General features: G+C 58.6%; 21 protein-coding genes. 16 read left to right on the forward strand and 5 right to left on the reverse strand.

The genetic code is table 11. The annotated features are described in order from the left end of the window. Positions 1–39 precede the first annotated feature (39 nt). Positions 40–1,227: a hypothetical protein gene (locus tag ACOI7D_RS23185; RefSeq protein ID WP_065812793.1), complete on the reverse strand. Its 1,188-nt coding sequence runs from the start codon at positions 1,225–1,227 to the stop codon at positions 40–42. A gap of 74 nt (positions 1,228–1,301) precedes the next feature. Further along, positions 1,302–1,832 (reverse strand): inorganic diphosphatase, encoded by a 531-nt coding sequence (ppa, locus tag ACOI7D_RS23190; protein WP_002886766.1) that lies wholly within the window; start codon positions 1,830–1,832, stop codon positions 1,302–1,304. A gap of 403 nt (positions 1,833–2,235) precedes the next feature. Between ppa and ytfQ the strand changes: the two genes are divergently transcribed. The 4 genes from ytfQ to yjfF all read left to right on the forward strand — a co-directional run bounded on the left by ytfQ (position 2,236) and on the right by yjfF (position 6,839). Then, the gene (gene ytfQ, locus ACOI7D_RS23195) at positions 2,236–3,192 is read left to right on the forward strand and encodes a galactofuranose ABC transporter, galactofuranose-binding protein YtfQ (protein ID WP_002886769.1); all 957 of its coding nucleotides are present in this window, start codon (positions 2,236–2,238) and stop codon (positions 3,190–3,192) included. Between the two features lie 123 nt (positions 3,193–3,315). Next, positions 3,316–4,818, forward strand: a complete 1,503-nt coding sequence (gene ytfR / locus ACOI7D_RS23200) for a galactofuranose ABC transporter, ATP-binding protein YtfR (protein ID WP_032736727.1) — start codon at positions 3,316–3,318, stop codon at positions 4,816–4,818. A 10-nt stretch (positions 4,819–4,828) separates the two neighbouring features. After that, positions 4,829–5,854, forward strand: a complete 1,026-nt coding sequence (ytfT, locus tag ACOI7D_RS23205) for a galactofuranose ABC transporter, ATP-binding protein YtfT (RefSeq protein WP_023291747.1) — start codon at positions 4,829–4,831, stop codon at positions 5,852–5,854. Continuing rightward, positions 5,841–6,839, forward strand: a complete 999-nt coding sequence (gene yjfF / locus ACOI7D_RS23210; RefSeq protein WP_002886825.1) for a galactofuranose ABC transporter, permease protein YjfF — start codon at positions 5,841–5,843, stop codon at positions 6,837–6,839. Before ytfT ends, yjfF begins: the two co-directional genes overlap by 14 nt. A gap of 44 nt (positions 6,840–6,883) precedes the next feature. On the opposite strand, the gene fbp is transcribed toward yjfF, so the two are convergent. Continuing rightward, positions 6,884–7,882, reverse strand: coding sequence for a class 1 fructose-bisphosphatase (gene fbp, locus ACOI7D_RS23215; protein ID WP_004206493.1), 999 nt, complete (start codon positions 7,880–7,882; stop codon positions 6,884–6,886). Between the two features lie 175 nt (positions 7,883–8,057). On the opposite strand from fbp, the gene mpl reads away from it, so the two are divergent. Together mpl and ACOI7D_RS23225 are read left to right on the forward strand one after the other, a co-directional pair. Then, on the forward strand, positions 8,058–9,431 hold the full coding sequence (gene mpl, locus ACOI7D_RS23220; RefSeq protein WP_060592128.1) for a UDP-N-acetylmuramate:L-alanyl-gamma-D-glutamyl-meso-diaminopimelate ligase: 1,374 nt from the start codon (positions 8,058–8,060) through the stop codon (positions 9,429–9,431). Between the two features lie 66 nt (positions 9,432–9,497). After that, positions 9,498–10,025, forward strand: a complete 528-nt coding sequence (locus tag ACOI7D_RS23225) for a GNAT family N-acetyltransferase (protein ID WP_060592126.1) — start codon at positions 9,498–9,500, stop codon at positions 10,023–10,025. Between the two features lie 42 nt (positions 10,026–10,067). Here ACOI7D_RS23225 and ACOI7D_RS23230 read toward each other — a convergent pair whose 3' ends face one another. Next, a complete protein-coding gene (locus ACOI7D_RS23230; RefSeq protein WP_060592124.1) occupies positions 10,068–11,276 on the reverse strand; it encodes an aldose 1-epimerase family protein in 1,209 nt (402 codons plus the stop codon). Positions 11,277–11,957: 681 nt separating this feature from the next. After that, positions 11,958–12,509 (reverse strand): ribosome biogenesis factor YjgA, encoded by a 552-nt coding sequence (gene yjgA / locus ACOI7D_RS23235; RefSeq protein ID WP_004206498.1) that lies wholly within the window; start codon positions 12,507–12,509, stop codon positions 11,958–11,960. Positions 12,510–12,604: 95 nt separating this feature from the next. On the opposite strand from yjgA, the gene pmbA reads away from it, so the two are divergent. From pmbA to dagF, 10 genes are all read left to right on the forward strand, one after another. Continuing rightward, positions 12,605–13,957 (forward strand): metalloprotease PmbA, encoded by a 1,353-nt coding sequence (gene pmbA, locus ACOI7D_RS23240; protein WP_109546720.1) that lies wholly within the window; start codon positions 12,605–12,607, stop codon positions 13,955–13,957. A gap of 36 nt (positions 13,958–13,993) precedes the next feature. After that, entirely contained in the window at positions 13,994–14,380 is a 387-nt protein-coding gene (cybC, locus tag ACOI7D_RS23245) for a cytochrome b562 (RefSeq protein WP_002886893.1), read from the forward strand. Positions 14,381–14,668: 288 nt separating this feature from the next. After that, entirely contained in the window at positions 14,669–15,007 is a 339-nt protein-coding gene (locus ACOI7D_RS23250; protein WP_004206500.1) for a PRD domain-containing protein, read from the forward strand. A 10-nt stretch (positions 15,008–15,017) separates the two neighbouring features. Continuing rightward, the gene (locus ACOI7D_RS23255; RefSeq protein ID WP_032454653.1) at positions 15,018–15,380 is read left to right on the forward strand and encodes an SFCGS family glycine-rich protein; all 363 of its coding nucleotides are present in this window, start codon (positions 15,018–15,020) and stop codon (positions 15,378–15,380) included. Positions 15,381–15,382: 2 nt separating this feature from the next. Then, positions 15,383–15,682: a DUF4312 family protein gene (locus tag ACOI7D_RS23260; RefSeq protein WP_004206503.1), complete on the forward strand. Its 300-nt coding sequence runs from the start codon at positions 15,383–15,385 to the stop codon at positions 15,680–15,682. A 21-nt stretch (positions 15,683–15,703) separates the two neighbouring features. Then, positions 15,704–16,480: a DUF4311 domain-containing protein gene (locus tag ACOI7D_RS23265; RefSeq protein WP_002886897.1), complete on the forward strand. Its 777-nt coding sequence runs from the start codon at positions 15,704–15,706 to the stop codon at positions 16,478–16,480. A gap of 13 nt (positions 16,481–16,493) precedes the next feature. Continuing rightward, positions 16,494–17,138 carry a DUF4310 family protein gene (locus ACOI7D_RS23270; RefSeq protein WP_004206504.1) on the forward strand — a complete coding sequence of 215 codons (645 nt, stop codon included), beginning with the start codon at positions 16,494–16,496 and terminating at the stop codon, positions 17,136–17,138. A 112-nt stretch (positions 17,139–17,250) separates the two neighbouring features. Then, positions 17,251–18,384, forward strand: coding sequence for an amidohydrolase/deacetylase family metallohydrolase (locus ACOI7D_RS23275; RefSeq protein WP_109546719.1), 1,134 nt, complete (start codon positions 17,251–17,253; stop codon positions 18,382–18,384). Then, positions 18,368–19,486 carry a DgaE family pyridoxal phosphate-dependent ammonia lyase gene (locus ACOI7D_RS23280; protein WP_109546718.1) on the forward strand — a complete coding sequence of 373 codons (1,119 nt, stop codon included), beginning with the start codon at positions 18,368–18,370 and terminating at the stop codon, positions 19,484–19,486. Before ACOI7D_RS23275 ends, ACOI7D_RS23280 begins: the two co-directional genes overlap by 17 nt. Then, complete coding sequence (gene dagF / locus ACOI7D_RS23285; protein ID WP_004206507.1) at positions 19,483–20,223, forward strand: 2-dehydro-3-deoxy-phosphogluconate aldolase; 741 nt, start codon at positions 19,483–19,485, stop codon at positions 20,221–20,223. The genes ACOI7D_RS23280 and dagF overlap by 4 nt, the downstream gene beginning before the upstream one ends. The last annotated feature ends 3 nt before the right edge of the window (positions 20,224–20,226 follow it).

Below are 20,226 nucleotides of genomic sequence, written 5' to 3' on the forward strand. Positions count from 1 at the left end.
GCGCGAGGAATAATAATCGTCGTGTTGGGGTGCTGAACATTACATGACCTCCTCGGGCGTGGTTTGGGGGGCTGCCTCCCGCAGGTAACGCCGCATCGCCGATCGCAGCTTCAGCCAGTCAGCCACCCGGTGTGACAATAACCAGGCCGTTGGGCCAATCAGCTCCAGTACCGCCAGTATCCCGCCAAAGCAGAGTAACAATAAGGACAGCATGTCCAGTGAATCCTGAACCTGCCACCAGACGCGTCGGCCTGACTGAAGGGCGCTGATGATTTCTACCCCGAGAAATAGCAGATACATCACCAGCGCGAGGCCGTAAAACAGGTAATAAAGCAGCGACAGCTGTCTGCGTCCAGGATAGAGCGGATGGTTTTTTACATAAGCCGCGCCGTCGCTGGCATTGTATAGCGCATGGATCGCCCGGCTGTCGCGCTCGTATACGGCGACGATACGATCGCCAGTGGCAAGAAACGGTGGCTGACGACGATAGAGAACAGGATGCAGCGCGAAATTAGCGCAGCCAGCCTGCCACCAGAAGGCCAGCGGCAGGGAACCGCATTGTATCCCGAGGCCGTGATATTCCCGCGTAGGATTGCCCGCATACCACTTCTTAAAGTGGGTATCGGTGATGATGTCGGTCTTAACCGCATAGCGTTCCGGCAGGGCATGCGTAAAAGGCATCGCCGACCGGCGGACGGCCCGCGGCGTTGCGGGTAGCGGCTGGCAAAAAGAAAAGTCGCGGCGGCGGGCCTGCGCCATCTTCGCCAGCAGATCGCGCATCGCGGGGTGCCGTTTTAGCGCCGGGTGGAACAGCCGCTCGCAGAGCCCGGTTAACAGCGCGATGAAGGCCAGTACCGCGATAATGCCGCAGCCGAATTTTGCCCATTCTGAGGCGCCCACCAGGAGCGGAATAAGGGAGACGATGAGCGTCAGCAGGCTGATAATTAGCAGCGGCCGGGCCCAGCGCTTGACGCGTTGACTGGGCTCAAGAAGCGTTTCGCCATCGCTGAGCCAGTGGATCCAGTAACTGCCGTTGTCCAGGCGGCGGGCGCCGAGATACAGAGGCTGATGGGTCTTCAGGCGGTCAAAAAGCGAGGGGGCGTTAAAATAGCGTTTATCGGTATAAAAGACATGGTCGCCGGCGATAAGGCGCAGATACCCCTGTTTTTCAGAGGCGGCGGTTGTGAAGCCAGAAAAGTTAAGAGTGAAATAGCGAACGCTTTTCACGGGACACCCTCCATGGTGTTATCGCGGCTATCCGTGCCGCAATCAGGCAGGGTATGACCCTGCCTGAGACAGAATTACTTCTGCTTAGCGCGCTCGAAAGAGGCAACGATTTCAGCTTTCGCCGCTTCTGCGTTGTCCCAACCGTCGACTTTAACCCACTTGCCTTTTTCCAGATCTTTGTAGTGCTCAAAGAAGTGAGTGATCTGGGCTTTCAGCAGTTCCGGCAGGTCGTTCACATCGTTGATGTGATCGTATTCTTTGCTCAGCTTGGTGTGCGGTACCGCAACCAGTTTCGCATCTTCACCGGATTCGTCGGTCATCTTCAGAACGCCAACCGGACGGCAGCGGATCACGGAGCCCGGCTGCAGCGGGTACGGGGTCGGGACCAGCACGTCAACCGGGTCGCCGTCCAGGGACAGTGTGTGGTTGATGTAGCCGTAGTTGCACGGATAGAACATCGCTGTGGACATGAAACGGTCAACGAACAGTGCACCGCTCTCTTTGTCGACTTCGTATTTGATGGGATCTGCGTTCGCCGGGATCTCGATCACGACGTAGATGTCTTCCGGCAGATCTTTGCCCGCAGGTACGTTGAGTAAGCTCATGTCTGTTTCCTTTAAAATGTATGGCAAACAAGTGCTCGGTATTATAGCCAACTCACATCGAATGTCTTCGCTTCTTTTTCCCGATCTCGCCGTGGAGTGCTCTGAATTTTGCGCGCAATAATGGCATGAAAATCCATAAACATAGCCACATCATGAATAAATTTATGTAACCGTTTTCATTGCATGTGATTGATTTATCAAACCGCTTAAAAAAACGTCATAAACCGCAACAGCCGCGCTCCCTGCGAAGCCTTATCGGCTCTCCGCTGGGCAACGGGGCCGTCATTAACATCTCATTTACTTTTTTGAAGTGTGATGTAACGCATTCAGTTACATCACCGATTGTCTATAGTTTGTCCGCAGGTGAGACTTTAACCAACAATAACCCTACGAGGATACCCTTATGTGGAAGCGCTTACTTCTTGTCACAGCAGTTTCCGCAGCTATGTCGTCTATGGCGATAGCTGCCCCGCTAACCGTAGGTTTTTCGCAGGTCGGTTCTGAATCCGGCTGGCGTGCGGCAGAAACCAGCGTCGCGAAAGAGGAAGCCGCCAAGCGCGGTATCACGCTGAAGATCGCCGATGGTCAGCAAAAACAGGAAAACCAGATCAAAGCGGTGCGCTCCTTTATCGCCCAGGGGGTAGACGCGATCTTCATTGCGCCGGTAGTGGCTACAGGCTGGGAGCCGGTACTGAAAGAGGCGAAAGAGGCCAAAATCCCGGTCTTCCTCCTCGACCGTTCTATTGATGTGAAAGATAAAGATCTCTACATGACCACCGTGACCGCCAACAACGTACTGGAAGGTCAGCTGATTGGCGACTGGCTGGTGAAAACTGTCGACGGTAAGCCGTGTAACGTCGTGGAACTGCAGGGCACCGTCGGGGCCAGCGTGGCCATCGACCGTAAGAAAGGCTTCGCTGACGCCATCGCCAAAGCCTCGAATATCAAAATCATCCGCTCTCAGTCCGGCGACTTCACCCGCAGCAAAGGGAAAGAGGTTATGGAGAGCTTTATCAAGGCTGAGAATAACGGCAAAAACATCTGCATGGTATTCGCTCATAACGACGATATGGCAATCGGCGCCATCCAGGCCATTAAAGAAGCTGGCCTGAAGCCGGGCAAAGATATTCTGACCGGCTCCATCGACGGCGTGCCGGATATCTATAAAGCGATGATCGCCGGCGAAGCCAACGCCAGCGTCGAGCTGACGCCAAATATGGCCGGCCCGGCGTTTGATGCGCTGGAGAAATACAAAAAAGACGGCACCCTGCCGGAGAAGCTGACCATTACCAAATCGACGCTGTATCTGCCGGATACGGCGAAAGAAGAGTTAGAGAAGAAGAAAAATATGGGCTACTGAGTGGATAGCCCCTCATCCCGACCCTCTCCTCAGCCGGAGAGGGTAACAGGCAGCGTTCCAGAAACCCCGGCAAGCACAGCGCGAACCGGGGCAACCTGACATCATTTGAAGGTGGTATCGATTATGAGCGCCGAGGCACACCAGGAGATCCTTCGCACCGAAGGACTCAGTAAATTCTTCCCCGGCGTTAAGGCGCTGGATAACGTCAACTTTAGCCTGCGGCGCGGCGAAATCATGGCCCTGTTGGGCGAAAACGGCGCCGGGAAATCGACGCTGATCAAAGCGCTTACCGGCGTTTACCATGCCGATCGCGGCACTATCTGGCTGGAAGGCCAGACCATTTCCCCGAAAAATACCGCCCATGCCCAGCAGCTGGGGATCGGCACTGTCTACCAGGAAGTGAACCTGCTGCCCAATATGTCGGTGGCGGATAACCTGTTCATCGGCCGTGAGCCGCGGCGGTTTGGCCTGCTGCGGCGGAAAGAGATGGAGGCCAGGGCGACGGCGCTGATGGCCTCCTACGGCTTTTCCCTCGATGTGCGCGAGCCGCTGAACCGCTTTTCAGTGGCGATGCAGCAGATCGTCGCTATCTGCCGGGCCATCGACCTGTCGGCCAAGGTGCTGATCCTCGACGAGCCCACCGCCAGCCTCGATACCCAGGAGGTGGAGATGCTGTTTACCCTGATGCGCCAGCTCAGGGATAACGGCGTCAGCCTGATCTTCGTCACCCATTTTCTCGACCAGGTCTATGCGGTCAGCGACCGCATTACCGTGCTGCGCAACGGCAGCTTCGTCGGCTGCCGCGAGACCCGCGAACTGCCGCAGATTGAGCTGGTGAAAATGATGCTGGGCCGCGAACTGGACCACAACGCCCTGCAGCGGGCGGGCCGAACCCTGCTGAGCGATAAGCCGGTGGCGGCATTTGAAGGCTACGGTAAAAAAGGCACCATCGCCCCGTTCGACCTGCAGGTACGGCCGGGCGAAATCGTTGGCCTCGCCGGCCTGTTGGGTTCCGGCCGCACGGAAACCGCCGAGGTGATCTTCGGTATTAAAACGGCGGACAGCGGGAAGGCGTGGATCAAAGGCAAACCGCAAACCCTGCGTTCTCCGCATCAGGCCTCCTGCCTCGGGATCGGCTTCTGTCCGGAGGATCGCAAAACCGACGGCATTATCGCCGCCGCCTCGGTGCGGGAAAATATCGTCCTCGCCCTGCAGGCGCAGCGCGGATGGCTGCGGCCGATACCCCGGCGCGAACAGAACGAGATCGCCGAGCGCTTTATTCGCCAACTGGGGATCCGCACCCCCAGCGCGGAGCAGCCGATCGAGTTTCTCTCCGGCGGCAACCAGCAGAAGGTGCTGCTTTCCCGCTGGCTGCTGACCAAACCGCAGTTCCTGATCCTCGATGAGCCGACCCGCGGCATCGACGTTGGCGCCCATGCGGAAATCATTCGCCTGATTGAAACCCTCTGCGCCGATGGCCTGGCGCTGCTGGTCATCTCCTCTGAACTGGAGGAGCTGGTGGGTTACGCCGATCGGGTCATTATCATGCGCGATCGCCGGCAGGTGGCCGAGATCCCGCTCGCCGAGCTCTCTGTACCGGCGATCATGAACGCAATTGCGGCATAAGGAGTAACCCATGATGCCTCGATCTCTTTCGCAAACCGGCCCGGAGAAGCGACGCTTCACCTGGCCGAAGGGCACCCCGCAGATCATTGCCCTGCTGCTGGTTCTGCTGGTCGACAGCCTGGTGGCGCCCCATTTTTATCAGGTGGTGCTCCAGGATGGCCGCCTGTTTGGCAGCCCAATCGATATTCTCAACCGCGCCGCCCCGGTGGCGCTGCTGGCCATCGGCATGACGCTGGTGATCGCCACCGGCGGCATCGACCTGTCGGTGGGGGCGGTGATGGCGATAGCCGGCGCGACGGCCGCCTCGATGACCGTCGCCGGTCACAGCCTGCCGGTGGTGCTGCTGGCCTCGCTGGCGGCGGGCGCGCTGGCCGGGCTGTGGAACGGCATTCTCGTGGCGGTCCTTAAGATCCAGCCCTTTGTGGCGACGCTGATCCTGATGGTGGCCGGACGCGGGGTGGCGCAGTTGATCACCGCCGGGCAGATCGTCACCTTTGATTCCCCGGCGCTGGCGTGGCTCGGCAGCGGATCGTTCCTCCTGTTTCCGACGCCGGTGATCATCGCCGCCGCGACCCTGCTGCTGTTCTGGCTGTTTACCCGCAAAACGGCGCTGGGCATGTTTATCGAAGCGGTAGGGATCAATATCCGCGCGGCGAAAAACGCCGGCGTCAATACCCGCATCGTGGTGATGCTGGCCTATGTCCTGAGCGGCGTCTGCGCGGCGATCGCCGGGATCATCGTGGCGGCGGACATTCGCGGCGCGGATGCCAATAACGCCGGGCTATGGCTTGAGCTGGACGCCATTCTGGCGGTGGTCATCGGCGGCGCTTCGCTGATGGGCGGGCGCTTCAACCTGCTGCTGTCGGTGGTGGGGGCGCTGATTATCCAGGGAATGAACACCGGGATTTTGCTCTCCGGCTTCCCGCCGGAGCTCAACCAGGTGGTGAAAGCGGTGGTGGTGCTGTGCGTACTGATTGTCCAGTCGCCGCGCTTTATCGGTTTACTGAAAGGGGTACGCGGCCATGATAAAACGTAATTTACCGTTGATGATCACCCTCGCGGTGTTTGTGCTGGGCTATCTCTACTGCCTGACGCAATTCCCCGGCTTTGCCTCGACGCGGGTGATCTGCAATATCCTGACGGATAACGCCTTCCTCGGGATCATCGCCGTGGGCATGACCTTCGTGATCCTCTCCGGCGGGATCGATCTGTCTGTCGGGTCGGTGATCGCCTTTACCGGCGTCTTTCTCGCCAAAGCGATTGGCTTTTGGGGAATATCACCGCTGGTGGCGTTTCCGCTGGTGCTGGTGATGGGCTGCGCCTTCGGCGCGTTTATGGGGCTGCTGATTGACGCCTTGAAGATCCCGGCCTTTATCATCACCCTCGCCGGCATGTTCTTCCTGCGCGGCGTGAGCTATCTGGTGTCAGAGGAGTCGATTCCGATTAACCACCCGGTATACGACACCCTGTCCGGGCTGGCATGGACCATTCCCGGCGGCGGACGCCTCAGCGCCATGGGGCTGCTGATGCTGCTGGTGGTGGTGGCCGGTATTTTTGTCGCCCACCGCACCCGCTTCGGCAACCAGGTGTATGCCATTGGCGGCAACGCGACGTCGGCGAATTTAATGGGGATTTCCACCCGCAGCGCCACGATCCGTATCTATATGCTCTCCACCGGGCTGGCGACGCTGGCCGGGATCGTCTTTTCCATTTATACCCAGGCGGGCTATGCGCTGGCGGGCGTCGGCGTGGAGCTGGACGCCATTGCCTCGGTGGTGATCGGCGGCACGCTGCTTAGCGGCGGCGTCGGCACTGTGCTGGGAACCCTGTTCGGGGTGGCGATCCAGGGGCTGATTCAGACCTACATCAACTTCGACGGCACCCTCAGCTCATGGTGGACCAAAATCGCCATCGGCATTTTGCTGTTTATCTTTATCGCGCTGCAGCGTGGGCTGACCGTGCTGTGGGAAAACCGGCAGAATGCGGCGGTCACGCGGGTGAGCGGGGCGGGGAGTCGCTAAAAGAGAGGCTCCTCCCGCAGGCGCGGGAGGAGCGGGCAGGGCGCTTAGGCGTCCGGGAACGACTTAATAAAGTTCTCGACGTCTTCCACCATGTGGTTGTTGCCGACGAAGAAGGAGCGGCGCTGGTGCAGGCTTTCCGGAACAATATCCAGAATACGCTCTTTACCATCGCTGGCCTTACCGCCCGCCTGTTCGGCGAGGAAGGCCATCGGGTTGCATTCATACAGCAGGCGCAGCTTGCCGTCCGGGTGGCTGGCGGTGCTTGGATAGAGGTAGATGCCGCCTTTCAGCAGGTTGCGGTGGAAGTCCGCCACCAGCGAGCCGATATAGCGTGAGGTATAAGGACGCTGCGTCGCTTTGTCCTCTTCCTGGCAGTACTTAATGTACTTCTTCACGCCCTGCGGGAATTTGATGTAGTTGCCTTCGTTAATGGAGTAGGTATTGCCCTTTTCCGGGAAGCGCATGCGCTCCTGGCACAGACAGAAGACGCCGAGGGACGGGTCGTAGGTGAAGGCGTGGACGCCGCAGCCGGTGGTATACACCAGCATCGTCGAAGAGCCATAGACCACATAGCCCGCTGCCACCTGTTTGTTGCCCGGCTGCAGGAAATCTTCTTCTGTCACCGGCGTGCCAACAGGCGTCACGCGGCGGTAGATAGAGAAGATCGTACCAACAGAGACGTTAACGTCGATGTTAGAGGAGCCATCCAGAGGGTCCATCAGCACCACGTATTTGGCGTGTTCACACCCTTCGAAGACGACAATCTCATCTTCTTCTTCAGAGGCGATCCCGGCAACAATATCGCGTGCTCGCAGTGCGGCTTTTAATTTTTCATTCGCGAACAGATCGAGTTTTTGCTGCACCTCGCCCTGAACGTTTTCAGCACCGCTGGCACCCAGGATATCGACCAGACCGGCCTTGTTGATATCGCGGTGGATGATCTTGGCGCCCAACTTTATTGCTGACAACAAAGCAGTCAGCTCACCGGTGGCGTGGGAGAACTCGTGCTGCTTTTCAACAATAAACTCACCTAACGTTTTCATAACTCGTTCCCTGCATTTTTATGTTGAGTAAAACGAACGCAACAATCTTAACAAAGAATCAAAAAAGTGCGCACTAGTGAATCGCGCCAGCAAAATACAGATTCGCCTGAAATGCATTTCGCCAGGGCCCGGGATATGGGTAAAATGTGCCCCGGATAAGAGAAGGAAATGACGAATGCGCATTCATATTTTAGGAATCTGTGGCACGTTTATGGGGGGCCTGGCCATGCTGGCGCGCTCCCTCGGTCATGAGGTAACGGGGTCGGATGCTAACGTCTATCCGCCGATGAGCACCCTGCTGGAAAACCAGGGGATTGATTTAATTCAGGGCTATGACCCCAGCCAGCTGGAGCCCCGGCCGGACCTGGTGATCATCGGTAACGCCATGACTCGCGGCAACCCGTGCGTTGAAGCGGTGCTGGAAAACAATATTCCCTATATGTCCGGCCCGCAGTGGCTGCACGACTTCGTGCTGCGCGATCGCTGGGTGCTGGCCGTCGCCGGGACCCACGGCAAAACCACCACCGCCGGCATGGCGACCTGGATCCTTGAAGCCTGCGGTTACCAGCCGGGCTTCGTGATCGGCGGCGTGCCGGGCAATTTTGACGTCTCTGCGCGCCTGGGCGACAGCCCGTTCTTCGTCATTGAAGCGGATGAATACGACTGCGCCTTCTTCGACAAGCGCTCCAAATTTGTTCACTACTGCCCGCGGACGCTGATCCTCAACAACCTTGAGTTCGACCACGCGGATATCTTTGACGACCTGAAGGCGATTCAGAAGCAGTTCCACCATCTGGTGCGCATCGTGCCGGGCAAAGGCAAAATTATCCTGCCGGAGAACGACATCAACCTGAAGCAGGTGATGGCGATGGGTTGCTGGAGCGAGCAGGAGCTGGTGGGCGAGCAGGGCCACTGGCAGGCTAGGAAGCTGAACGCTGACGCCTCGCAGTGGGAAGTGCTATTCGACGGTGAAAAGGTCGGCGAGGTGAAGTGGACGCTGGTCGGCGAGCATAATATGCATAACGGCCTGATGGCCATTGCCGCGGCGCGTCACGTCGGGGTACTGCCGGCGGATGCCGCGAACGCGCTGGGCAGCTTTATCAACGCCCGCCGTCGCCTGGAGCTGCGCGGCGAAGCCAACGGCGTCACCGTGTATGACGATTTCGCTCATCATCCGACGGCCATTCTCGCTACGCTGCAGGCGCTGCGCGGCAAAGTGGGCGGCACCGCGCGCATTCTCGCCGTGCTGGAGCCGCGCTCTAACACCATGAAAATGGGCGTCTGCAAGGACGATCTGGCGCCGTCTCTTGGCCGCGCCGATGAGGTGTTCCTCCTGCAGCCGCAGCATATCCCGTGGCAGGTGGCGGAAGTGGCGGAAGCCTGCGTCCAGCCGGCTCACTGGAGCGCCGACGTCGATACCCTGGCGGAGATGGTGGTCAAAACCGCCCATCCTGGCGACCATATCCTGGTGATGAGCAATGGCGGCTTCGGCGGCATTCATCAAAAGCTGCTGGATAAACTGGCGCAAAAAGCGGCCGCGACAGAGTAACGTCCCGCCTCCGGTCACTGCCCTCCGCGTGAGGGCAGTTTTGTTTTTACCAACAGGGATGGTGTGATGCTTACCCGCGAAAGCGTTCTTTCTACCGACTCGCCCCATTTCGCCATGCTGGACGCGCTATACGCGCGCGCCTTTCCTTGGCACGAGCAGCGCGAAAGCGAGGCAAAGCGTCAGGCGCTGAGCAACGCGCACTACGCGCTGGAGGCGTGGTTCGATGAGGACGTATTTATCGGCCTCAGCGGCTGCTGGCAGTTTGCCGGCTACTGTTATGTCGAACATTTGGCGATCGACGATACGCTGCGCTCCCGCGGCTATGGTAAACAGCTGCTGGCGCAGATCCTGACGCGCGCACCGCTGACCATTCTGGAAATCGATCCGCTGAGCAGCGAGATCGCCCATAAACGGCTGTGCTTTTATCAGTCGATGGGATTCCACGCTAACCCCTGGGCGCATCGTCATCCGACCTATCATCAGGGCATCGCGGATCATGAGCTGCTGGTGCTGAGCTACCCGCAGCCGATCGATGAGCGACAGTATCAGCAGTTTGCCCGGGATCTCGGGCGCGAGGTGATGGGGCGGGCGTAGCCCGGCGCGGCGTACCGCTCCGGGCGTTCGGCTGGGGTATTTTTACTCTTTGGCGATCGGCGTGTCGTTCTCCACCACTTTATTGTCGCCCTGAATCTGCGCGATTTTCTGCTCGACGGCGGCCACCTGGGCACTGTCATGCAGCAGGGTGTAGGTCAGATCAAACTGCGCGCTGGCGCCCGGCTGCAGCTGTTTTACGCGTTTTTGCTCGCGTTCAATGGTCACCGGATAGGCGTAGCTGGTCCCCGGCTCGATACCGGTGACATAGCCCTGTTTGACGGTGTCGGTGTTTTTCCACAGCGTCAGGACCGGCAGCTGGCGGGTGTCGAACTGAATGGAGGCTCCTTTATCGCCCGCTTTGTTGATCACGGCGGCCAGCGTCTGGTGATTTTCATCGGCCAGCGGCTGAATATTAAACACCATCTCGTCAAAGTCTTTGGTCGGCCCCTGATAGGTTTGCCAGGTTTTTAATCCGCTCTTAGCGTAATCATTGAACGGGCTGATGCTGGACATCGGGGCGAGGAAACGCGCGCCTTCTTCCAGGATCGGGGTGCCGAAGTTGCTGTGGTAGATGATCTGGTAATCATGCGGATAGTCGGCGTGATTGGTTAAGACATCGTGCAGGCTGAAGCTGTTGCTGCCCGGGATATAGCGCAGCTCGGTCATGGTTTGCAGATCGGCTTTTTTGAAGGTGCTCTCTTTCACCAGCCCGCGGACGCGAATTTCATACGGCGCACTGTCGGCCACCTCAACCTCCACCAGAGAGGCCGGCGTGTTGCCTGCCTTGCCGTGCAGGGTATAAATTTGCCCGTCCGCGGTCACCGGATGGCCGGTCCACTCGTAGCCGCAGCGGACCATCATTTCGTTGAACCCTTCCAGCCAGCCGAGCCCGTTGCGACTCTCCAGGTTGATAAAGGCCGGGTTAACAACCTCTTTGACCGGCGAATCCCAACCCATCCGGCTGCCGAAGCCTTCCACTCGCAGCAAGTTCATGCCGCGCGTCGGGCTGAGGGTGATGGTCAGGCCGTCTTTACTGCGAATGGTGAGGATTTTGCTGCCTTCCTGCTTGCCGCCGTGCAGGACTTTCTGCTCAATGCTGAACGCATGGTCTTTCACCTTCAGCTGATCGCTGCCGATCTGCCAGTTTCCTTTATCCATGCCCTCTTCAGCATTCGTCAGCACCCATGTTTTTGCCGCGGCGGAGCCAGAAACCAGCAGAGCGATAGCCGTCAGAACCAATGTCTTTTTCATTTTTATTCCCTTTTTGCTGAATCGATTGTGTCATTGACGTGTGAAATCTACCGGCATGGGGGTGATTAAAATGTGAAGCGCCTCACCTGGTGAGAAAGTGGCCGTTTTTAAGATATTAAATGCGATGGTCGTCGGATTATTGTGCTAAACCATGCTTAATTATCAACACAAGATGTGATCTGCATTGCTTTTAGCTTTAACGATTCAGCTTTAGAGAAGGCAATAAACGACAGTCTCGTTGTGTGGACTTGGGGGCTCAGGGGAACCCCCTGCTGACGCGATGCTTGCGTTGAAGAAGGGGAAGGTGGGCCGGATAAGGCGTAGCCGCCATCCGGCACAACGACGGGAACGGCGTTGGATACAGCCTGCCCGGCGGCGCTGCGCTTGCGCGGGCCTACAGAGTTGAGCAACTGTTTGATAACTCAGGTTCAGCAGCCTTCCGTGTGCCGGATAAGACGTAGCCGCCATCCGGCACAACGACGGGAACGGCGTTGGATACAGCCTGCCCGGCGGCGCGGCGCTTGCGCGGGCCTACGGAGTTGAGCAACTGTTTGATAACTCAGGTTCAGCAGCCTTCCGTAGGCCGGATAAGGCATAGCCACCCCCAGACAAAGCGGAGTAGCCCGGATAAGGCGCAGCGCGCCGCCATCCGGGTGACTTGTGCGGCAAAAGCGGTGGGAATTAGCCTTCGTTTTCCGCCAGTTCGCGCAGATACTGGAAGATCAGGCGCGCGGATTTCGGCGGTTTGTTGCCTTCTTTCTCTTTCTTCGCATTGCGGATCAGGGAACGCAACTGCTGACGGTCAGCATCTGGCCACAGGTTCAGCACTTCAGCTACGGCGTCATCCCCGTCGTCAATCAGTCGGTCACGGATCTGCTCCAGCTTGTGGAACAGCGCAACCTGCTGGTTGTGGCGGTTTTTCAGCTTATCCAGCGCCTGACGAATCGGATCGACATCGCGATTGCGCAGCATCTTACCGATAAGCTGCAGCTGGCGGCGGCGACCCTCTTTTTTGATTCGCTGGGCGAGTTCGATGGCGTCGCGCAGGTCAGTATCCAGCGGAATTTTATCCAGCGCGTTTTTCCCCAGGTCAACGAGTTCCGCGCCAAGACGCTTCAGTTCTTCCGCGTCGCGCTTAATTTCACTCTTACTGACCCAGATAATTTCATCGTCTTCATCCTCGATATCATCACCGGGAACGTCGTCGAGCCAGTCTTCGGGCTGCTTTGTCATCTCAGGCTCCTTAAAAAAAGAGGCTAATGTTACCAGTTAAGGCGCGCACTGAAAAACGGTTCTCTGTTAGACTTCAGTTAACTCCTTCTTACATTATGGCATTAGCAATGAAAGTGATCTCTCAAGTTGCCCAGCAACGTAAGACGCTGGAAGAGGCCGTGACCACGGCGCTGGAACTGGCGGCAGGTAAATCCGATGGCGCGGAAGTCTCCGTCAGCAAGACGACGGGCATCGGCGTCAGCACCCGCTATGGCGAAGTGGAGAATGTAGAATTCAATAGCGATGGGGCGTTAGGCATCACGGTTTACCACCAGAACCGCAAGGGCAGCGCCTCTTCCACCGATCTCAGCCCGGACGCCATCGCCCGCACCGTGCAGGCGGCGCTGGATATCGCCCGCTACACCTCCCCGGATCCCTTCGCCGGCGTGGCGGATAAAGAGCTGCTGGCCTTTGACGCCCCGGATCTGGACCTGTTCCACCCGGCGGAGGTCTCCCCGGATGAGGCCATCGAACTGGCCGCCCGCGCAGAGCAAGCGGCGCTGAAGGCCGATAAACGCATCACCAACACCGAAGGCGGCAGCTTTAACAGCCACTACGGCATCAAAGTGTTCGGCAACAGCCATGGCATGCTGCAGAGCTACTGTTCGACTCGCCACTCCCTTTCCAGCTGCGTGATCGCGGAAGATGACGGCGACATGGAACGCGACTACGCCTATACCATTGGCCGGGCGATTGAGGATCTGCAGTCCCCGGAATGGGTCGGGGAAGAGTGCGCCCGCCGCACCCTGTCGCGCCTCGCGCCGCGTAAGCTGTCGACCATGAAGGCGCCGGTGATTTTCGCCAATGAAGTGGCGACCGGGCTGTTTGGCCACCTGGTCGGAGCGATTGCCGGTGGTTCGGTATACCGCAAATCCACCTTCCTGCTCGATTCGCTGGGCAAACAAATTTTGCCGGAGTGGCTGACCATTGAAGAGCATCCGCACCTGCGTAAAGGACTGGCCTCCACGCCGTTCGACAGCGAAGGCGTGCGCACCGAGCGTCGCGATATCGTCAAAGACGGCGTGCTGACCCAGTGGCTGCTGACCAACTACTCCGCCCGCAAGCTGGGGATGAAAAGCACCGGCCACGCCGGCGGCATCCATAACTGGCGCATCAACGGCCGCGGTCTGAGTTTTGCAAAGATGCTTAAAGAGATGGGCACCGGTCTTATGGTTACCGAACTGATGGGGCAGGGTGTCAGTGGCGTCACTGGCGACTACTCACGCGGCGCATCCGGCTTCTGGGTAGAAAATGGCGAAATTCAATATCCTGTCAGTGAGATCACCATTGCAGGAAATCTGAAAGAAATGTGGCGTAATATCGTGACCATCGGCGATGATATTGAAACGCGCAGCAACATTCAGTGCGGTTCTGTGCTGCTGCCGGAGATGAAAATCGCCGGGCAATAACACCTGTTTGCTTAAATAATAAAAAGGAAGTGAGCAATGCGTAAAAAACTGTTAGCGATGCTGGCTGTCTCTGCTTTTGCGCTCGGTTCAGCCTCGGCCTTTGCCGACCTGGGCGAAGACATGGACACTCTGGCAGAAAATCTGCAAGTGGTACAGAAAACCTCCGACGCCGGCGAGCTGAAAGCGGCGCTGAATAAGATGCGTACCGCCGCGGTTGATGCCCAGAAAGAGACGCCGCCGAAGCTGGAAGGTAAAGCGGCCGACAGCGCTGAGATGAAAGATTACCGTCACGGTCTGGATATTCTGATCGGCCAGATCGACGGCGCGCTGAAGCTGGCGAATGAAGGCAAGGTGAAAGAGGCGCAGGCCGCCGCGGAGGAGTTTAAAACCACCCGCAACACCTACCATAAGAAGTACCGCTAACTGCCGTTTTCGGGAGGCATCAGCCGATGTCTCCCACCTCAAAGCCTACCGATATCACACTTTTCGATCTCTTTTTCCGGCCTTTCCGCAGCCGCGGGCTGCGCATTCACGCGCATTGTTGTGATACGTCTCACGCCATAATTGCTGTTTTTTCATTTTTCCAGTGAATGTGTGGGGTCGATCACGCCTGCCGTCTCCCTTTCCACTTCGAAGTGGAAAACAACTCGCTACAAACTCCCATCCCCCGGCGCTACTTTGATTCCCAGAGACATCAGCGGGGTATCAGAAGTGAATAACGGAGCGGTAATACACGACGTAGGGGAGCAGGCAGCGCAGACCGAACGCCTGGCTGACAAGATGCTGCAGCAGGTTTTTGCCCTGTTAAGCCGTCACGGCATCGTCCCTAACGACGTTCAGGAGCAAATGCTGACCTCCCACGTGCGGGCGATGGCCCACCGGTCAATCAGCGGGGAACCGCTGCCGGAAGTGGATGCCAGCCTGTTCGAAGAGATTTCACCAGATTCAATGACGCTGGCCCGCGAAGTGGTCGCGCAGTTCGGCAACCTGCCTGATGAAGAGGCCTGGCTGCTCTCCGTCCATTTCGAAGTCGCAAAAGAAAACCTGTAAGGAGCAAAACATGGAACAAATCACCGTAGTTATTGGCGACCGTCTGGGTAAAGGCCAAAAAGTCGCCGCAGGCGCAGAGAAAGCCGGCGCACGTGCAGTGGTCGTCCCTGGCGTTGCTGCCGACATGAAGCTTGGCGACATGATGAAAGCGGAAAACGCCACCTTCGGCATCTCCTTCTGCGGCAGCGGCGGCGCCGGCGCCATCACCGCCCAGACCAAACACGGCTACAAAGCGAAATACGGCATGCGTTCCGTGGAAGAGGGCGTCACCGCCATCAACGAAGGCTGCAACGTGCTGGGCTTCGGCTTTATGGATAAAGAAGAGCTGGGCGAGCGGCTGGTAGAGGCCTGGAAAAAGAAATACGGCGCATAAGTATGAAAGAGCAATTCACCACCACGGTGAGGGTTGCCGGCAAAGGCGAAAGCAAATCACGGGCCTTCGCCGATGCCCTGAACCATGTGCAGGCTGCGGTGATGAAAACGTCATCGCACATTCTGCTGCGTATTGAGCCACAGGACGTGACGGTTGTTCATGCGCGCGAAGCGGTACGAAAAGAGGCCTTCCTGTTTTTCTTTTTGCGCCGTGAACGACGGACCTACAGCGTGGAGCTGGACGTCACCGTCAACGTGACCGCCATCGATCTCGATAAAGTGGATTTCGTCACGCAAACCTGATTGTTAGCAAAGGGTCTGACTATGTTCCTGATAATATTAATAAAATCGCTTATCATCGGCGGCCTGGTCGGCGTCGGCGTGGGCGCCGGAGCGGCACGCATGTTTCATGCCCCTACCACCCAGGGGATGGGGGCGTTTCGAACCCTGGGCGAGCTGAACTCCTGTGAGGGCGATCCGGCTTCCCACTTCTCCTTTGGCCTCGGTTTCTTCTTTAACGCCTGGGCCTCTTCCGTTGCAGCAGGCTCCTTCACCCAGGATGTTGACCACCGCATTATCCCCAACTGGGGCGCGGCGGCGCTGATGCTGAAAAATCGTAACGTCGGCGAAACGCTGCACGATCCGAAAAAAATGGCCATCTCCTGCGGCATCATCGGCATGATCGTCGTCGCCTTCCTTAACCTCACCGCCTCGTCCGTACCGGAAGCGCTGCAGGTGACCGCAGTTAAGGTACTGGTCCCGGCGGCAAACCTGCTGGTGAACACCGTGATGCCGGTGATCTTCTGGCTGGCGGCGATCGACGCCGGTAAAAAATCAGGCTTCTGGGCGACTATCTTCGGCGGCGCGGCGCAGCTGATTATGGGCAACGCCGTACCGGGGCTGGTGCTGGGCATCCTGATCGGCAAAGGCGTTGAAGAGAGTGGCTGGAACCGGGTCACCAAAGTGATGATGGTGGCCATTGTCGCCCTGTTCGTCCTCAGCGGCTTCTTCCGCGGCTTCGACATGAAGATGATCGAATCCTTCCATCTGACCGTGCCGAACTGGCTGGACATGATCCACAACTCACTCAGCGGCAAGTAACGGGAGCCTGATAATGGAACAGAATAAAGGTTTTTGGTATGCCGACTGGTCGTTCCCGATCTTCGTTGGCCTGCTCTCCTCCGGCGTCTTCGCCGGGACCCACATGTACTACCTGTACGGCATCGGCGCCTTTAACGAAGTCGCCTTCGTGGCGATGCTGAAGTCGGGGATTGATACCGGCGTTTACGGCGCGGTGGCGGCGTTTGGCGCCAGCTTCCTGTTCGCCCGCATCATCGAAGGGTCGCTGGTGGGGATCCTCGATATCGGCGGCGCTATTCAGACCGGGATCGGTCTTGGCGTCCCGGCGCTGCTGCTCGGCGCGGGCTTTGTCTTCCCGGTGGCGAACTTCGCCGCCTCGCTGGCAACCGGCCTGATCCTCGGCCTGGCGGTGGGCTACATCATCATTCTGGCGCGTAAGTTCACCATCAACCAGAGCGACTCCACCTACGGCGCCGACGTGATGATGGGGGCCGGTAATGCCTCCGGCCGCTTCCTCGGCCCCTTGATCATCCTCAGCGCAATGACCGCCTCGATTCCTATCGGGATCGGCTCGCTGGTTGGCGCCCTGCTGTTTTACATCTGGCAGAAACCGATCACCGGCGGCGCCATCCTCGGCGCGATGATCCTCGGCTCCATTTTCCCGGTGGCGATTAGCTAATCGCCCGATGGCGCGGCGCTTATCGGGCCTACACGTCAGCGCGATTGGTAGGCCGGATAAGGCGGTACGCCGCCATCCGGCAACAGATACACTCTTTCATCAGGAGATAGCTATGTTTGATTTACTCCTGCGCCGCGCGCGCCTCGTCGACGATACCCTGACTGATATCGCCATTCAGGACGGGAAAATCGCGGCGCTGGGCGAGATTAGCGCGCCCTCCCGCAAAACCCTCGATCTGCAGGGCAACAGCTACGTCAGCGCCGGCTGGATTGACTCCCACGTTCACTGCTACCCGAATTCGCCAATTTATCACGATGAGCCGGACAGCGTCGGCATCGCCACCGGCGTCACCACCGTGATTGATGCCGGCAGCACCGGCGCCGACGATGTCGATGAGTTCTATCAACTGACCCGTAAAGCGGCGACGGAAGTCTATGCCCTGCTCAATATCTCCCGCGTCGGGCTGATTGCCCAGAATGAACTGGCCAATATGACCAATATTGACGCCGAGGCGGTGAAGCAGGCGGTGCAGCGTCATCCCGATTTTATCGTTGGTCTGAAGGCGCGGATGAGCAGCAGCGTGGTGGGAGAAAACGGCATTACGCCGCTGGCGCGCGCCAAGGCGATTCAGCAGGAAAACGGCGATCTGCCGCTGATGGTGCACATTGGCAACAATCCGCCGAACCTCGATGAAATCGCCGATCTGCTGAGCCGCGGCGACATCATTACCCACTGCTATAACGGCAAACCGAACCGCATTCTGAATCCTGCCGGCGAACTGCGCAGTTCGATTACTCGCGCCCTGCAGCGCGGCGTGCGCCTCGACGTCGGCCACGGTACCGCCAGCTTCAGCTTTGAAGTGGCGCGCCGGGCGATTGCGCTGGGCATTCTGCCGCACACCATCAGCTCGGATATTTACTGCCGTAACCGCATCGACGGCCCGGTGCGTTCGCTGGCGCTGGTGATGTCGAAATTTCTCGCCATCGGCATGACCCTGCCGCAGGTGATTGCCTGCGTGACCGTCAGCGCTGCCGAGGGGCTGCGCCTGTCGCATAAAGGGCGGCTGGAAGTGGGTTTCGACGCCGATCTCACGCTATTTCGCCTGGAGCGCCAGCCAACGCTGCTGGTGGATGCCGAAAAAGAGAGCCTCCAGGCAGACAAAATTTTGGTGCCGCTGGCCGCGATCCGCGCGGGCAAAGGCTATCTGACCGAACAAGGGAGCGCGGAACATGCCTTCGATTTTTGAAAAATACCATTTAAAACAAGTTATTAACGCTTCTGGCCGGATGACGGCGCTGGGCGTTTCCACGCCGCGTCCGGAAGTGGTGGACGCCGCGATGGCCGGCATGAACCAGTACTTTGAAATGAAAGATCTGGTGAATAAAACCGGCGAGTACATCGCCAGGCTGCTGGACGTGGAAGGGGCGACCGTGGTCTCCTGCGCCTCGGCAGGGATTGCCCAGTCGGTGGCGGCGGTGCTGGTGAAAGACAGCGACTGGCTGCTGGAGAACCTGCACGTCACGCCGATAGAGCATAACGAAATCGTCCTGCCGAAGGGCCACAACGTCAACTTCGGCGCGCCGGTCGGCACCATGGTGGCGCTGGGCGGCGGCAGGCTGGTGGAAGCGGGTTACGCCAACGAATGTTCTGCCGAACAGCTGGCGGCGGCGATCACCCCGCGCACCGCGGCGATCCTCTACATCAAATCCCACCACTGCGTGCAGAAAAGCATGCTCAACGTGGCGCAGGCCGCGGAAGTGGCGCGTCAGCATCATTTACCGCTGATCGTCGACGCGGCGGCGGAGGAAGATCTGCAGGGCTACTACCGCATGGGCGCCGACCTGGTGATCTACAGCGGCGCGAAAGCGATTGAAGGGCCGACCAGCGGGCTGGTGATCGGCAAAACGCAGTACGTCGAGTGGGTTAAACGCCAGTCGATGGGGATTGGCCGGGCGATGAAAGTGGGTAAAGAGGGGATCCTCGGCCTGACCTGCGCCATTGAACACTACCTGACGGCAAGCAAAGAGAGCGGTGAAGAGATGGTGGCGAAGATGACGCCGTTTATCGAACAGCTCAATACCCTCAACGGCGTCACTGCCCGCGTGGTATGGGACAGCGCCGGCCGCGATATCGCCCGCGCCGAAATCAAATTCGACGAAGCGGTGACCGGCGTGAAGACCGGCGATCTGGTTAACGCGCTGAAGCAGGGCGAATACGCCATCTACTTCCGCGGCTATAAAGCGAATGAAGGCATTATCGAAGCCGATGTCCGCAGCGTTGACGCCCAGCAGCTGGCGGTAGTCGCCCGCCGTATCGCGGAAGTTCTGAACAAGGAGAAACAAGCATGAAACTGACCCCAAACTTTTACCGTGACCGCGTGTGCCTGAACGTCCTGGCGGGTAGTAAAGACAACGCCCGGGAAATCTACGACGCGGCGGAAGGTCATGTCCTGGTCGGCGTGCTCTCCAAAAACTACCCGGACGTCGCCAGCGCGGTGGCCGATATGCGCGACTACGCGAAGCTGATTGATAACGCCCTCTCCGTCGGGCTGGGCGCAGGGGATCCGAATCAATCGGCGATGGTGAGCGAGATTTCGCGCCAGGTGCAGCCGCAGCACGTCAATCAGGTCTTCACCGGCGTGGCCACCAGCCGCGCGCTGCTCGGGCAGAACGAGACGGTGGTCAACGGCCTGGTCTCGCCCACCGGCACCCCGGGGATGGTGAAGATCTCCACCGGCCCGCTGAGCAGCGGCGCGGCGGATGGGATTGTGCCGCTGGAAACCGCCATCGCGCTGTTAAAAGATATGGGCGGCAGCTCCATCAAATACTTCCCGATGGGCGGCCTGAAGCACCGCGACGAGTTCGAGGCGGTGGCCAAAGCCTGCGCCGCGCACGATTTCTGGCTGGAGCCGACCGGCGGTATCGATCTGGAAAACTACAGCGAGATCCTCAAGATCGCCCTCGATGCCGGGGTGAGCAAAATCATCCCGCATATCTACAGCTCGATTATCGATAAGGCCAGCGGCAACACCCGCCCGGCCGATGTTCGCCAGCTGCTGGAGATGACCAAACAGTTAGTGAAGTAGTGC

This window comes from Klebsiella sp. C360, assembly GCF_048822415.1.
In the GTDB taxonomy this organism is placed as follows: Bacteria; Pseudomonadota; Gammaproteobacteria; order Enterobacterales; family Enterobacteriaceae; genus Klebsiella; species Klebsiella quasipneumoniae.